Source organism: Ferrovibrio terrae (assembly GCF_943371255.1).
Classification (GTDB): domain Bacteria; phylum Pseudomonadota; class Alphaproteobacteria; order Ferrovibrionales; family Ferrovibrionaceae; genus Ferrovibrio; species Ferrovibrio terrae_B.
Map to the genome: position 1 here is coordinate 24,032 of NZ_CALRUC010000003.1, position 15,298 is coordinate 39,329.

Consider the following 15,298-nt stretch of genomic DNA (forward strand, 5'->3'; position numbering starts at 1 on the left):
TATGTTGCGGTTGGCAGCCCGCTGCAACCACAAAATGTTGTGCCTCAGCCGACTCGCGGCAGACCTGTAATCCGGGCTCGGCTCAATCCTCGGCTGTCAGCGCGGAAGCGCCGCTGCGGCGGGCATCCAGCCGCGTTTCAGCGCCGCGCCGGGTCAGCCAGGCCAGCAGGGCGAGGCCCGGCAGGGCGGCCAGGGTGGTCAGAACGAAGAATGCCGGCCAGCCGAAGGCACCGGCCAGGAAACCGGCATAGGACGACAGCAAAGTGCGCGCCACCGCCGTCAGCGACGACAGCAGGGCATATTGCGTGGCCGTGTAAGCAACATCGCAGAGCGCCGAGAGATAGGCGACCAGCACCGCCGTGCCCATGCCGCTGGCAAGATTTTCCACCCCCACCGTCAGCGCCAGGAACCACAGATCATGGCCACGCATGGCCAGCACGGCAAACAGCAGGTTCGATCCCATCTGCAGCAGGCCGCAAACCCAGAGCGCGCGGTAAAGCCCGACCGCCTGCATCAGCCAGCCACCGAGGAAAAGCCCGAGCATGGTGGCGCCAAAGCCGTAGAGCTTGCCGATCTCGGCGATCTCGGTCTTGGTGAACCCGATATCGAGATAAAAACTGGTGGCCAATACACCGGCCAGGCTGTCGCCCAGCTTGAACAGCATGACGAACAACAGGATGCCGACCCAGCCTTTGCGCGACATGAACTGCAGGAAGGGCCCGGCGACGCTGGCATAGAGCCAGGCCATGGCACCGGCGAACGGACCTGATAGATGCGGCCGCCGCGCCAGCCAGGCCCGCGCTTCGTTGAAACGTCGTTCGGCATCGCCACGCGGCTGTGCCTGCGGTTCGCCAACCAGCAGCACCGTCACGGCACCGATCACCAGCAGGGCCGCCATGGCGAGATAAACCAGCGGCCAGGCAAACTGGTCCGCGAGATATAGCGCCCCGGCCGAGGATACCAGCATGCCGATGCGATATCCGAAGACGATGGAGGCCGCACCGGCAGCGAGCTGTCGCTGCTCCAGGATTTCGACGCGCCAGGCATCGATCACAATATCCTGCGTGGCCGAGGCAAAGGCGACCGCAACGGCGCAAAGGGCCGTGACGGCCAGGGCCTGGCCGGGATTGCTGAACGCTAATGCGACAATCGCGGCCATCAAGACGACTTGCGCGAAGATCAGCCAGCTGCGCCGGCGGCCCAGCCAGCGCGTCAGGATCGGCAATGGCAGACGGTCGACCAGCGGGGCCCAGAGGAATTTCAGCGTATAGGGCACGCCGACCAGGGCGAACAGCCCGATGGACTGCAGCGAAACGCCGGATTCTTTCAGCCATGCCTGCAGCGTCTGCCCGGTCAGCGCCAGCGGCAGGCCGGAAGCAAAGCCTAGCAGCAGAATCGCCAGCACCCGGCGGTCGCGATAGACCGCCAGAGCCGCGAGGGAAGCGGAAACGCGTGTGCCCAGCGCCACCGATCAGGGCCGCTTGGCATAGCCGAGCGGCTGCAACACCTCGGAGATCTCGCCCAGAATGGCGGGATCGTCGATGGTGGCAGGCATGCGATAGTCCTGCGCGTCGGCGATTTTCTGCATGGTGCCACGCAGTATCTTGCCCGAACGCGTCTTCGGCAACCGTTTCACCACCGCGGCCTGCTTGAAAGCCGCCACCGGTCCGATTCGATCACGCACCAGTTGCACCAGCTCGCGCAGGATCTGCTCCTCTGGCTTGGTGACACCGGCCTTGAGCACGACGAATCCGAGCGGCACCTGACCTTTCAACTGGTCGGCGACCCCCACCACGGCGCATTCGGCAACATCGGGATGCGATGCCAGAACCTCTTCCATGCCGCCGGTGGACAGGCGATGCCCGGCAACATTGATGATGTCGTCGGTGCGGCTCATGATGAAGATATATCCATCCTCATCGATGAAGCCGGCATCCCCGGTGTTGTAGTAACCGGGAAAACGCGCGAGGTAGCTTTTCTTGTAGCCCTCGTCATTCTGCCACAGCGTCGGCAGGCAGCCCGGCGGCATCGGCAGCTTGATGACGATATTACCGATATCGCCGGCCTTGACCGGATGACCGTCGTCATCCAGCACCTGCACGTCATAGCCCGGCACGATGCGCGTCGGCGAACCGTGCTTCACCGGCAGCACCTCGATACCCATGCAGTTCGAGGCGACCGGCCAACCGGTTTCGGTCTGCCACCAGTGATCGATCACCGGCTTGTGCAGATTGTCCTCTGCCCATTTCACCGTATCGGGATCGGCGCGCTCGCCGGCCAGGAACAGGGTGCGGAAGTGACTGAGGTCGTATTTCTTCAGCAGCTCGGCTTTCGGGTCTTCCTTCTTGATCGCGCGGAAGGCGGTCGGCGCCGTGAACAGCGCCACGACCTTGTGCTGCTCGATCACGCGCCAGTAGGCGCCGGCGTCGGGCGTGCCGACCGGCTTGCCCTCGTAAAGCAGCGTGGTGCAGCCATACAGCAGTGGCGCGTAAACGATGTAGGAATGCCCGACCACCCAGCCGACATCGGAGGCGGCCCAGAAAACCTCCCCAGGATTGATGCCGTAGATATTTTTCATCGACCAGTGCAGCGCCACCATATGGCCGCCATTCTGGCGCACGACACCCTTGGGAATACCGGTGGTGCCAGACGTGTAGAGCACATAGAGGGGATCTGTGGCCTGCACCGGGACGCAATCGGCCGGCTGCGCTTTGGCGATTTCGGCATCGAAATCGAAATCGCGGCCTTCGGTCATCGGCCCGGCATACATCGGCCGCTGGAACACCAGGCAGGCTGAGGGCTTATGCACGGCCATATCGATGGCCTGATCGAGCAACGGCTTGTATTCGACCACGCGGCCAACTTCCAGGCCGCAGGAACTGGCAATCATCAGCTTGGGCTTGGCATCGTCGATGCGGGTGGCCAGTTCACGCGGCGCAAAGCCGCCAAACACCACGGAATGCACTGCGCCGATGCGGGCGCAGGCCAGCATGGCCATTGCCGCTTCCGGCGTCATCGCCATGTAGATGATGACGCGGTCGCCCTTCTGCACGCCATGCGCCTGCAGCGCGCCGGCCAGTTTGGCGACCTTGTCGCGCAGTTCCCGCGTGGTGAAGCGCCGGATCGTATTGGTGACCGGCGAGTCGTAGATCAGGGCGATGCGCTCGCCATGGCCGTCCTCGATATGGCGATCGAGGGCGTTGTAGCAGGTGTTGCATTCGGCACCGGCAAACCAGCGGTAAAATGGCGGATTGGATGCATCCAGCACGCGATCCCAGGGCTTGGACCAACGCAATGCCTGCGCCGCCTCGGCCCAGAAACCCTCGGGGTCAGCTTTTGCTGCTGCGTAAACCTGTTCGTAGCGGCCAGACATCCGCCCCTCCCTGCTTTTGTTCTTTGCACGATCTATAGCAGATCGTGCCCATAACAGGCCACGGGGGTGAGTTACGACCCTCGTCTAAGTCCGGTTTCGCAGCGAGGCGCTATTCTGCCGTCTGCTTATTCCGCAGCCTGCGCAGCACGGCTGCCGCCGACCAGTTCGGCCTTGGCGGCATCGTATTCGCGCTTCAGCCGGGCAACCAGATCAGCGACGCTGGGGACATCCTCGATCAGGCCGACGCCCTGGCCCGCACCCCAGATGTCGCGCCAGGCCTTCGACTTGGAGCTGCCGCCGGAACCGAAGCTCATGGTGCTCTTGTCGGCCTCGGGCAGATTGTCGGGGTCCATGCCGGCGGCAATGATGCTTTTTTTCAGGTAATTGCCATGTACGCCGGTGAACAGCGAGGAATAGACAATGTCGCCGGCGGCCGAGTCGATCAGCATCTGCTTGTAGCCCGGCACTGCATTGGCTTCCTGGGTGGCGATGAAGCGCGTGCCCATATAGGCGAAATCGGCTCCCATCGCCTGCGCGGCCAGGATATGGCGGCCATGGGCGATCGAGCCCGACAGCGCCAGCGGACCGTCGAAGAACTGGCGCACTTCCGAGACCAGCGCAAACGGGCTGAGCGTGCCGGCATGACCACCGGCACCGGCACAGACCAGGATCAGGCCATCGACACCGGCTTCCAGCGCCTTCTTGGCATGGCGGATATTGATCACGTCATGCAGCACGATGCCGCCATAGGAATGGATGGCATTCACAACTTCATTCGGCGCACGCAGGCTGGTGATGACGATCGGCACCTTGTATTTGACGCACATCTCGACGTCATGCTGCAGCCGGTCGTTCGACTGGTGAACGATCTGGTTGACCGCAAACGGTGCCACCGGTTTGTCCGGATGCCTGGCGCGATACTCCTCCAGTTCGGTGGTGATGCGCTGCAGCCACTGTTCCAGCACTTCCGCCGGCCGTGCATTCAATGCCGGGAAGGAACCGACGATGCCGGCCTTGCACTGGGCGATCACCAGCTCGGGGCCGGAGACGATGAACATCGGCGAGCCGATGACCGGCAGCGAAAGGCGGCCCTGAACGACGGCAGGTAGGGTCATGGGTTTCCTCCAAGGAAATTCGTTGGCCGGATGATCGGGCAGGCCTGGGGTGCCGTCAATCCGGTCAAATGTGAATCCCTCACATTGACGTTACGGCAGTCATCCATCCGGCCACACCAGCCGTATAAATTGGAACCAGCACAGGCCCCGATGCTTACAGCCCTGATCCTTCTTGGCGCCGCCCTGTTCGGCCTTGGCGCCACCAGCGAACACCTGACGGCACAGGCAGAACAGGCCTTTCCGCCAAGCGGCCGGCTGATCGAAGCCGGCGGCATCCGTCAGCATGTCATTGAGCATGGTGAAGGAGCGCCGCTGGTGATGATCCACGGTGCCTATGGCTTTGCCGAGGATTTCGCCGTCAGCCTGATGCCGCAGACCCAGCAGCACTACCGCTCCATTGCGATCGACCGTCCGGGCCATGGCTATACCGAGCAGGGCAATCCCGACTATGCTGCCACGCCCGATGGCCAGGCGCGCTATCTGCGTGCCGCGCTGAACAGGCTCGGCGTGAAGAAACCGATCCTGCTCGGCTTCTCCTATGGTGGCGCGGTTGCGCTGAGCTATGCCCTGCAATACCCCGACGAGGTTGCGGCACTCGTGCTGGTCAGTCCCGCCTCGCATCCCTGGCGCCAGACTGCCGCCCTGCCCTTCGGCATTGCCGATGCACCCCTGATCGGCCCGGTGCTGAAACACACCATCGTCACTCCGGTTGGCGCCATATTGAAGGACAGCGCAGTGGACTCGGTTTTCGCACCTGAACCGGTGCCGGCCACATTCCACAGAACGCCGGTGGCGCTGAGCCTGCGGCCGGCCGATTTCGCCGCGACGGCGCGCGAAGTGCGCGAGCTGGATGATTTTCTGCGTCGCCAGGCCTCGCGCTATGCGGATCTGCGGCTGCCTGTGGTGATTGTCGTCAACGATGCCGACCGTTCGGTGTCATCGTTTATTCATGGCCGCCCGCTGGCCGCCCAAATCCCCGGTGCCGAACTGGTGGTGACCAATGGCGGCGGGCATCCGTTGCATTTCTCGCGTCCGGCAGCCGTTCTGGCCGCGATCGACATGGCGGCGAGCAGGGCCAGACCCTAGCCCATCCGCAAATCGAGATGCGTAGAGGGCCGCAAGACCGCCAGCAGGGCGAGCAGGTCAGGCAAGGCCAAAGCGACACAGCCTTCGGTGCCGCTGTATTCGGGCCGCGCGACATGCAGGAATATGGCACTGCCCAGGCCGGGCACCGGCGGATCGTCATTATGCCCCAGCACGGCAATCACATCGTAGACATGATCCTCGCGCCAGAGTTTTTCATGACTCGCGGCATAGGGCAGCGTGACAAAACGGTTGTAGGCCGGGTCGGCGGGATCGTCGCACCAGCCGTCCTGCGGCGTCAGTGCCTGCAGCGGCAGGCGGGTCTCGGGCGGTGACAGGCGATCAGCCCGATAGAAAACCTGGCGGATCGGATAGCGGCCGAGCGGCGTCGCACCATCGCCCTCGCGCTTGTCGGCCTCTGACCGCACACCACCCTTGCCCAGCGCGCAGCGGAACTGCAGGCCACCGAATTGCAGGATGCCGTCAGGGGTAACGAGAATATCGCTCATGCAGCGATCAAGCGGTATTCAGCGCAACGATGCAAGGGCCGCAGGTCTTGGGTTACTGAACGATGCCGGCGCGGCGGTTCTTCTGGTCCTGCATCTCGAAATACTTCTGATAAGCTTCGCTGGCGCGATTCGACCATTCGGTCTGTGGATCGCTGCTCTGCTGGATCTGGGCGGCGGTGGCAGCAGTGGCGGCCTGCGGCGAAGCCGCATAGGACGCACCGCGGGTGACGCCGAATTTCGAGGCACCATTCTGTTGCGTCACCGGCGTGGTGCCGACAGCGCGGCTCGGTGCCGGCGCGCCGCTACCCACCGTCGGGAAGGCCGGGAACCAGGTGCGGCCATCAGCAGTGCGGATGGCATTGTCAGGCATGGGGCCGGCATTCGAACTGGCGGCAGCGGTGTTGGTCTGCATTGGCCCGGCATTACGCGACTGGGAGGGCTGCTGCAACAGAACCTGATTGGCCGTGGCGCTGTTTGCGGCGGTCGACTGCGCATTCGCCTGCTGGGTGGCGGCGGTCTGCTTGAGGGCCTGGAACAAATCGGCAGGCAGTTCGACCGGACCGCTCGGCTTCGGGGCCACCTGCCCAGCGGCAGCGTCAGCCAGCTTGCGGCCACGGCCATCATCTGTCGTCACGCCAAGCTTGAGATCCTGACCAGGCAGTGCCCGTGCCGCTCCCTGTGCCTGTGCGGCCTGCAGCTGCGCGCCCTGCGCCTGCAAAGCCGCCAATTCGCCCTGTGTCATATCCGCGGGGGACTGCGTGGCATCAGCCAGCGCCGTCACCGGCGCTTCCCGGTTTCCCGGCCCGATATCGATGCCAAGGGCTGCGAGAGCGTGCTCCCCCGGATCCTTGCCGGTGGCCTCTTCAACTATGCCGCTGACCATCGAGGCGACCAGACCGATCGGACCGCCGAACAGGCCGCCACCGATAATGCGCGACCCGGCATCGATCTTGTCGCCGGTGATGGCGCGATAAACGGTCGAAACGACCGGGATATGCTGCAGCGGATTGATGATGTCGAGCAGATCCCCGAAGGTGAATCCGTCCTTGCCGAATAACGGGCGGCTTTCCTTGGCCTCGGCGGTGCCGTTTTCGCTGGCCACCTGAGACGCCGCAGTCGGCACTGCGCCCAGAACCTCCATATCCTGGCCCGACGCACCCTGCGCAAACCGATCCCGCGCCGGGGGCCTGTAGGCCATCGGCTGGGGCACCGGGGGGGTGCTGTAGGCGGTTGCAGGGATCGGGCTTGGCATCATGGTCCTTCCTCGGACACAAGATTTGCAAGCCACGGGCCAAGATTCAGCCCAGACAATTCATATAGTTAACCGCGAAAATAGCTCAGCCCGGCAATTCCTGCCGGGCGTCAGAGGTAATGACCGGAGCGTTTGCGCTTGGCAGCCAGATAGGCCTCGTTATGAGCATTGGAGGGGAATTTGTGCGGCACCCGCTCGGCCACGTCGATGCCACAGGCGGCCAGGCCCGTCACTTTTTCCGGGTTGTTGGTCAGCAGCCGGACCCGGTTGAAGCCAAGCCGCTGCAGCATGCGGGCAGCGGGCAGGAACCAGCGCTCGTCGGCATCGAAACCGAGCCGCTGATTGGCATCCACCGTATCGAAACCCTGATCCTGCAGCTGGTAGGCCCGCAGTTTGTTCACCAATCCGATGCCGCGGCCTTCCTGGGCCAGGTACAGCAGAACGCCGCCGCCGGCCTCGCTGATGGTGCGGATGGCGCCGCGCAACTGTTCTCCGCAATCGCAGCGCAAGGATCCCAGCAGATCGCCGGTGAAGCATTCCGAATGCAGCCGGGTCAACACAGGCGTGGAAGGATCAGGGGCCCCGATCACCAGGGCGAAATGCTCCTGGCGGCCATCGGCCGGGCGGAAGGCAAAGAGCTGCGCATTCTCGGCATCCATCACCGGCAGGCGTGCCTGGCTGACCGGGACCAGCGTTTCAGCCGCGGCCATGTCATAGCTGGTCACCGCCTCGCCCGGCAGGCTGTGAATGTCAGCCGGCGGCATGGCATCGGCGGGCAATGCAATATGCACGGCGGCCGGCAGCAGATAGGCGGTCTTGGCCAGTTTTACCGCCAGACGCGCGGTTTCCGGCGGCGCGGCCTTGAGCCGCGTGAACGGCCCCCGCAGCGGCGCGGCCAGATCACGGCTGGCATCGGCCAGATCCCGGATCAGGGAGGCCTGTTCCTCTGGCACTGCCGGCAGGTCACGCAGGGGTAACAGAAGCGTGTCATGCCCGGTGGGGCCGATATGCAGCACGGCGGCGCGCGAGGCAGGCAGCACCAGTGCCGCCGCATTGTCCCACTGCCGCAGTTCGGCCAGAGTCGGTTCGGTCAGGGTTTCTGCAGCCAGTACGAGGACACGCTCGCCCTGGCTGCCGGTCAGCAGCACCGGACGCCCACGGCGCAATTCGTGGCCGGCGCGATCGACGGCAATGGCGGCAGCGGAAGGGGAAAGAGCAGTCATGACCGATCCGATGTACGACTCTGGCGGCAGCCCGGCAAGCCACCGGAACGAGGATGGGCTCCGTGGTGATGCCGGTTACACCGATCCGCTGCCCCCCGGAAATGCTGAATTCGCCCCCTGGGTTACCCCCAGCCTGCAGGCCCGCCTGATCGCCCGCGGCCTGCGCCGCCTGGTCAAACCGCGCCGTGTCAGCCGCATGGACGTACCACTGATCCGCGCGCTGATGGGGGCGCTGACCCGCAGCCGGCCGCTGCCCGGCATCACGGTCGAACGGGTCAAGGCCCCTGTACATGGCGAATGGCTGCGACCGCGACAGGCCCGCCGTGGCCGCGCGCTGCTCTACCTGCATGGTGGTGGCTATGTCTGCGGCAATCCGCGCACTCATCGGGCCATCACCACGCGCCTCGCCCATCGGCTGGGCGTTGCCGTGTTCGCGCTGGATTACCGCCTGGCGCCCGAACATCCCTATCCGGCAGCTCTGCAGGATGCCCTGGCCGCCTGGCGCTGGCTGCTGGCCGAAGGCTGGCGCGCTGACCGGCTGTGGCTGGCTGGCGACTCGGCCGGCGGTGGCCTCGCCTTGGCCCTGATGCTGGCCTGCAAGCAGCAGGATCTGCCGCTGCCGGCCGCGGCGACGCTGTTTTCGCCCTGGACCGACCTGACCTGCAGCAGCACCGCCATCACCGAGAATGCCGCGCGCTGCGCCTGGTTCACCGCCGATCACCTGCAGTTTGCCGCCAGGCTCTATGCCGGCGGTCATGATCGCACGGCGCCCCTGCTGTCGCCGCTCTATGGCGATCTTGCCGGTCTGCCACCCCTGCAGCTGCATGTCAGCGATAGCGAGTTGCTGCGTGACGACTCCCTGCAGCTGGCGGTGCGGGCCCAGGCGGCCGGCACATCTGTGCGCCTGCGGATGTGGCATGGCTTGCCGCATGCCTGGCCGAACTTTGCCGGCCTGATGCCCGAGGGCGATGCCTGCCTGGAGGATGCCGCCAGCGCCCTGCTGGCTCTCTCCGTGTCATGACGAGTCGCCGCTTGAGCCCGGGGCCATAGCAAGGCAGACTCAAGGCTGTAGCCGCGCAGCCGCGGCAGGACCGGGGAGACCTGCTTGCAGGAAAAGGAACTGCGCCTCGCGCTGGTGTGTTTCGGCGGCGTCTCGCTCGCCATTTACATGCATGGCGTGACCAAGGAAATTCTCAAGCTGGTACGCGCCTCACGCGCCTATCACGCGCTGCCCAAGGGGGCAGAGCGCGAAACCGCCAGCTTCGCCGACCATGTGCATCCCAGCGATACCGAGTATGACAGCGAGCATGCCTATTTCGAGCTGCTGCAGGAAATCGGCAGGCATGTCGATCTGCGGGTTGTCGTCGATGTGATCGCCGGCGCCTCGGCCGGCGGCATCAATGGCCTGATCCTCGGCCGCGCACTGGCACATGACCTGCGCATCGATCATTTCCGCAACCTGTGGCTCCGCGAAGCCGATGTCGAACGCCTGCTCGATACCGAGAAACGTGCCGGCCAGTGGAGCAAGGCATATATGCGGCCGTTGCTGTGGCTGGCGGCACGTTCGCGTTTCGGCCGGCTGCTGCTCGGCGATACCGAAATCTTCAACAAGATTTCCCTGTTCACCCGTTCGCGCTGGTTCCAGCCACCCTTCGACGGCACGCATCTGTTGCGCCAGCTGATGGCAGGCCTGGAAGCCATGGGCAATCCGGTGAAGCCCGGCGACTCGTTGATGCCCACCAATCTGGCACTCGACCTGCTGGTGACGGTGACTGACTTCTACGGCTTCCTGCAGCATATCCCGATCCACGATCCACCCTATGTGCGGGATCGCGAGCATCGCCACACCTTGCGCTTTGGTTATCGCCGCTGGCCCAGCGGCGAGGAGCAGTCGGATTTCACCCGCGCCGATGCACCGGCACTGGCCTTTGCCGGACGCGCCACCTCGGCTTTCCCGGGCGCCTTTCCGCCGGCGCAGATCGGCGAGGTCGACCGGTTGCTGGCCGAGCAGGGCCGGCAATGGGAAAACCGCACGGCCTTTATCGCGCGCAATTTTGCCGACTATCTGCGCGCCGACCTCGACCCGGAGCTGACGTCCTTCGTCGATGGCGGCGTGCTGGCCAACAAGCCATTTGCCGCGGCGATGAAGGCGATCCGCGGCCGCCCGGCCTATCGCGAGGTCGACCGCCGGCTAGTCTACATCGATCCGCAGCCGCTGCGCCCGGCACCGCCGCCGACCGGACGCATTCCCGGCTTCTTCCGCGTCTTGAAAGGCTCGCTCAGCGACATTCCGCGCAATGAGCCGATTGCCGATGAACTGATCGGTGTCAGCCGTTTCAATGAACGCGTCCGCCATCTGCGCGGCGTGATCGAGGCGACGCAGCCGCAGATCGCGGAACTGGTGGAGGAAAGCGCACCGCAACACCTGGATACGCCGCTCAGCGAGATGGAAATCCGGCTTTGGCGTATGCAGGTGAGCGAACGCGCCGTGCGCGAGGCCGGCTTTGCCTATGAAGGCTATGTCCGCCTCAAACTGGGGGCAGTGCTGGACTTTGTCACCCGCCTGGTCTGCGATGCCTGTGGTTACGGCGAACGTTCGACCGAAGCGCAATGGACACGACAGGCCCTGCTGCACTGGGCCGAGGATCGCGGCGTCTGCTACACTGTCAAGCAGTTTGAGCGCGCCAGGCCAGGCGCTGGCATCGACGCCCTGCCCCGCTGGGTCCGCTTTCTGCTGCGCTTCGATGTCGCCTTCCGTCAGCGCCGTGTGCGTTTCCTCGTGCAACAGCTCAACCAGCTTTATGGCAAGCTGGCCGATGCAGACCATCGCGGCCTGAAAGCCGAACAACTCGACAAGCTGAAACGCGCGCTCTATGAGGCGCAGGAAACCCTGCGTCACCTCAGCGGCGCGGGCTGCCTGTCGACATCGACGATCGACAGCATCAAGACCCTATTCTTCCGTCGCGTCGCGCTGCAGCAGGCCGATCACATGGCGCAGGATGCACAGGTCTTCGCGCGCGCCAATCTGGACACCATTGATGCCGCCGTGGATGCGATGGCAAACGATATTGACCTCAATCGACGCACCGACCAGCTGGACGGGCTGTTTGCCGATTTGCAGCCCCAGGACTGGAGCAGCAAGGCGAGGCGGGATCTGCTGGTCAGCTATATCGGTTTTCCGTTCTGGGATGTGCTCACCTTCACCATTACAAACTGGCGCGACCTGGGTGAATTCAACGAAATCCGCATTGACCGCATCAGCCCGGAAGATGCCGTGGCGATCCGGCGCGGTGGCACACTGAAGGGCGTCAACCTCGGGCGCTTCGGCGGTTTCTTCAGCCGCGTGCATCGCGAGAATGACTACCTCTGGGGCCGCCTGCATGCTGCAGACCGCCTGATCGACATTGTCTACGATGCGGCCAGCGGACCGGATCAGCAGATTCCACTCGACCGCATGGCAATCAAGCTGAAGGCCTTCCGCATGATCCTTGATCGCGAGGCGGCGAACCTGGCTGTCAGCCAAACGCTGATCGCCGATCTGCGCCTGGAACTGGATGCCATAGCGGCCGGAAAAGCCGCCTGAATCGCCATTTCCGCGCCTTGTCCGGGCGGTGATTTGGCGTATGCTCGGCGGCCAATTTCAGCCAAGCGACCAATTTCAGCCAAGCGAGCCGTGCCGTGACCCGTCCCCTGTCCCCTGTTCTTTTTCTTGCCGCCGCCATGGCGGTTGTCAGTCCGCTTGCCCTTGCGCAGCCGGCCAAGACTGCCGATGACCCGGTGGTGGCCCGCGTCAACGGCCAGCCGATCCTGCGTTCGGCAGTGATGGAATTCTACAATCAGCTGCCGCCGCAGATGGCGCAGATTCCGATTGAACAGATTCTGCCTGGCATCATCAACGAGCTCGCCGCCCGCCGGCTGCTCGGCGAAGCCGCCGAGAAAGCCAAGCTGGGCGACGATCCTGCTGTGAAAAAGCAGCTGCAGTCCGCCCGCGAGCAGGTGCTGCAGCAGGCTTATCTTGACCGCAAGGTCAAGACGGAAGTGACCGATGCCAAGATGAAGGCCCGCTACGAGGAGCTGATCAAGCAGCAGCCGCCGCAGGAAGAGGTGCATGCGCGCCATATCCTGGTCGCCAGCGAAGCTGACGCAAAGGCGGCACTCGAGGAAGTGAAGAAGGGTGCTGATTTCACCGAGGTGTCGAAAAAGCGCTCGACCGGACCGACGGCTGCCACCGGCGGCGATCTCGGCTTCTTCACCAAGGACAAGATGGTACCGGAATTCGCCGAAGCCGCTTTCAAGCTGCAGGCAGGCCAGGTCACCGACACGCCAGTGAAGAGCCAGTTCGGCTGGCATGTGATCAAGGTGGAAGCCCGCCGCAAGTCGGACCCGCCGAAGTTCGAGGACGTACGCGGCCAGGTCTATGACATGATGGCCGGCGAAACGGTGGAGAAGCTGGTGGCCGATCTGCGCAAGACCGCCAAGATCGAGCAGCTCGACTGGCAGCAGCCGGGCGGCAGCAAGCTGCCGACCATCGCGCCCGCCGAGCCGAAGAAAAAGTAACACCGCCAAGTCCCAGGAGCATACTGATGGCCGCGCATCCGGTTTCACCGCTGGCACCGTCCACCTATCCCGAACTGCCGGCCGTGGCCGGAGCCAGACTGGCCACGGCCCTGTCGGGCATGCGCTACAAGGGCCGCGACGATCTGCTGCTGATCGAATTCGCGCCCGGCACCACGGTGGCCGGCCTGTTCACGCGCTCCTCCATGCCCGGTGCGCCGGTGGAATGGTGCCGCAAGGTGCTGCCCAATGGCGCTGCCCGCGCGCTGGTGGTGAATGCCGGTATCGCCAATGTGTTCACCGGCAAGGCCGGCGCCCAGGCGGTGAAGGCCACAGCCGATGGTGCCGCCAAGGCGCTTGGCTGCAAGGCGAACGAGGTCTATCTGGCCTCCACCGGTGTGATCGGCCAGATCCTGCCGGCTGACAAGATCGTGGCGCAGATGCCCAAGCTGAAAGCCGGGCTGAAAGCCGAAGGCTGGATGATCGCCGCCAAGGCGATCATGACCACCGACACCTTCCCCAAGCTGGCCGGCGCCACCTGCAAGATCGACGGCAAGACCGTGACGATCAACGGCTTCTGCAAGGGCTCGGGCATGATTGCGCCGGATATGGCGACCATGCTGGCCTTTATCGTCACCGATGCCAAACTGCCGGCAGACACGCTGCAGGCACTGCTGAAGGCTGCCAACAATCAGAGCTTCAACTGCCTGACGGTGGATGGCGACACCTCGACTTCGGACAGCGTGCTGCTGTTCGCCACCGGCAAGGCTGGCAATGCCCTGCATGCCAAGGCTTCCGACAAGCGGCTGGCCGACTTCCGCCGGGCGCTGGCCGCCGTGATGAGCGACCTTGCCCAGCAGATCGCCCGCGATGGCGAAGGCGCCCAGAAGCTGGTAACCATCGACGTCACCGGCGCCAAGAGCGACACCTCCGCCCGCATCATTGCCCGTGCGATTGCCAATTCGCCGCTGGTGAAGACGGCGATTGCCGGCGCCGATGCCAACTGGGGCCGCATCATCGCGGCAGTGGGCAAATCGGCCGAGCCGGCCAACCGCGACAAGCTGGTGATCAGGCTTGGCGGCAAGCCGGTGACCAAGAACGGCATGGTGCGGCCCGATCACGACGATGCGGCCGCGACCAAGCATTTCAAAGGCCGCGATGTGCGTATCGAGGTGGATGTGGCAATCGGCAAGGGCACGGCACGCGTCTGGACCTGCGACCTGACGCACGGCTATATCGATATCAATGCCGACTATCGCAGCTGACGACCCGCTCTGCCCCGGCGATGCCTCGGCCCTGCTGACGCCCAAGCCGATCGTTCTGGTGGTGGCCGTCGCGCTGGTCGATACCGATGGCCGCGTGCTGCTGACCCAGCGACCGCCGGGCAAGAAGCTTGCCGGCATGTGGGAATTTCCCGGCGGCAAGGTTGAAAAAAACGAAACGCCGGAAGCTGCATTGATCCGCGAGCTGCATGAAGAACTGCATCTCGATATCAGCGCCGCCTGCCTGGCGCCCTTTGCCTTCGCCAGCCATGCCTACGACGATTTCCACCTCCTGATGCCGCTCTATGTCTGCCGCCGCTGGGCCGGCCAGCCACAGCCGCGCGAGGGCCAGGCGATGAAATGGGTACGGCCGATCAAGATGGCCGAACTGCCGATGCCGCCGGCCGATGTGCCGCTGGTGGCGATGCTGCGCGACCTGCTGGGCTAGCCGGAAATCTTTTTCAGGACTTCGGGTTTGTACTGCGCGGCGAAGTCTTCCGATGGCGCAATCGGCTTGATCACATCCACCAGCACGCCGCTGGGATCGGCAACAATGAAATGGCGCTGGCCGAAGGCCTCGTCGCGCAGCGACAGGCGGATATCCAGCCCGGCGTCCTGCGCCTTTTCATAGGCCACATCCACATCCTCGACCTCGAAGTTGATCAGAAGGCCCTGGGCCGGCTTGCGATAACCTTCGGGAATCGTCGGATGGCTGTGGTCGAGTATGGCAAGATGGACGCGCGAATCGCTCCGGCTGGTCAGATGGACATACCAGTCGCTCTCGAAGGCCGGGGCGAAGTCGAAATGGGTTTCATAAAACGCCCGGGTCTCGGCCAGGGCGGCGGTGCAGATCACGGGGTAATAGCTGGTGAGTTTCATGGCGGCCTCCTGGACAGGCGAACGGGTGGTTGATGAACGGGCTGGACA

At 64.3% G+C, this 15,298-nt stretch carries 13 protein-coding genes; 6 read left to right on the forward strand and 7 right to left on the reverse strand.

What is annotated here, in order from left to right; translation table 11 throughout:
• Positions 1-82: 82 nt before the first annotated feature.
• The 3 genes from AAG799_RS01365 to AAG799_RS01375 form a co-directional block, all read right to left on the reverse strand.
• Positions 83-1,468 (reverse strand): AmpG family muropeptide MFS transporter, encoded by a 1,386-nt coding sequence (locus tag AAG799_RS01365; protein WP_341893991.1) that lies wholly within the window; start codon positions 1,466-1,468, stop codon positions 83-85.
• Positions 1,469-1,471: 3 nt separating this feature from the next.
• A complete protein-coding gene (locus AAG799_RS01370) occupies positions 1,472-3,373 on the reverse strand; it encodes a propionyl-CoA synthetase (protein WP_341893992.1) in 1,902 nt (633 codons plus the stop codon).
• A 125-nt stretch (positions 3,374-3,498) separates the two neighbouring features.
• Positions 3,499-4,488 carry a nitronate monooxygenase family protein gene (locus tag AAG799_RS01375; RefSeq protein WP_341893993.1) on the reverse strand — a complete coding sequence of 330 codons (990 nt, stop codon included), beginning with the start codon at positions 4,486-4,488 and terminating at the stop codon, positions 3,499-3,501.
• Between the two features lie 150 nt (positions 4,489-4,638).
• On the opposite strand from AAG799_RS01375, the gene AAG799_RS01380 reads away from it, so the two are divergent.
• Entirely contained in the window at positions 4,639-5,574 is a 936-nt protein-coding gene (locus tag AAG799_RS01380; RefSeq protein WP_341893994.1) for an alpha/beta hydrolase, read from the forward strand.
• Here AAG799_RS01380 and AAG799_RS01385 read toward each other — a convergent pair.
• The 3 genes from AAG799_RS01385 to ribA all read right to left on the reverse strand — a co-directional run bounded on the left by AAG799_RS01385 (position 5,571) and on the right by ribA (position 8,555).
• On the reverse strand, positions 5,571-6,080 hold the full coding sequence (locus AAG799_RS01385; protein WP_341893995.1) for a L,D-transpeptidase family protein: 510 nt from the start codon (positions 6,078-6,080) through the stop codon (positions 5,571-5,573). The two genes, AAG799_RS01380 and AAG799_RS01385, sit on opposite strands and share 4 nt — an antisense overlap.
• Positions 6,081-6,132: 52 nt before the next feature.
• Positions 6,133-7,182 carry a hypothetical protein gene (locus AAG799_RS01390; RefSeq protein ID WP_341893996.1) on the reverse strand — a complete coding sequence of 350 codons (1,050 nt, stop codon included), beginning with the start codon at positions 7,180-7,182 and terminating at the stop codon, positions 6,133-6,135.
• A 260-nt stretch (positions 7,183-7,442) separates the two neighbouring features.
• Positions 7,443-8,555: a GTP cyclohydrolase II gene (gene ribA / locus AAG799_RS01395; protein ID WP_341893997.1), complete on the reverse strand. Its 1,113-nt coding sequence runs from the start codon at positions 8,553-8,555 to the stop codon at positions 7,443-7,445.
• Here ribA and AAG799_RS01400 point away from each other — a divergent pair.
• From AAG799_RS01400 to AAG799_RS01420, 5 genes are all read left to right on the forward strand, one after another.
• Positions 8,554-9,576 (forward strand): alpha/beta hydrolase, encoded by a 1,023-nt coding sequence (locus tag AAG799_RS01400; protein ID WP_341893998.1) that lies wholly within the window; start codon positions 8,554-8,556, stop codon positions 9,574-9,576. The genes ribA and AAG799_RS01400 overlap by 2 nt on opposite strands.
• Positions 9,577-9,660: 84 nt before the next feature.
• A complete protein-coding gene (locus tag AAG799_RS01405; RefSeq protein WP_341893999.1) occupies positions 9,661-12,138 on the forward strand; it encodes a patatin-like protein in 2,478 nt (825 codons plus the stop codon).
• A gap of 95 nt (positions 12,139-12,233) precedes the next feature.
• A complete protein-coding gene (locus AAG799_RS01410; protein WP_341894000.1) occupies positions 12,234-13,112 on the forward strand; it encodes a peptidylprolyl isomerase in 879 nt (292 codons plus the stop codon).
• Positions 13,113-13,138: 26 nt separating this feature from the next.
• On the forward strand, positions 13,139-14,374 hold the full coding sequence (gene argJ / locus AAG799_RS01415) for a bifunctional glutamate N-acetyltransferase/amino-acid acetyltransferase ArgJ (RefSeq protein WP_341894001.1): 1,236 nt from the start codon (positions 13,139-13,141) through the stop codon (positions 14,372-14,374).
• Positions 14,355-14,819 carry a (deoxy)nucleoside triphosphate pyrophosphohydrolase gene (locus AAG799_RS01420; RefSeq protein WP_341894002.1) on the forward strand — a complete coding sequence of 155 codons (465 nt, stop codon included), beginning with the start codon at positions 14,355-14,357 and terminating at the stop codon, positions 14,817-14,819. The genes argJ and AAG799_RS01420 overlap by 20 nt, the downstream gene beginning before the upstream one ends.
• On the opposite strand, the gene AAG799_RS01425 is transcribed toward AAG799_RS01420, so the two are convergent.
• Positions 14,816-15,250 carry a VOC family protein gene (locus AAG799_RS01425; protein WP_341894003.1) on the reverse strand — a complete coding sequence of 145 codons (435 nt, stop codon included), beginning with the start codon at positions 15,248-15,250 and terminating at the stop codon, positions 14,816-14,818. The genes AAG799_RS01420 and AAG799_RS01425 overlap by 4 nt on opposite strands.
• Positions 15,251-15,298: the final 48 nt, after the last annotated feature.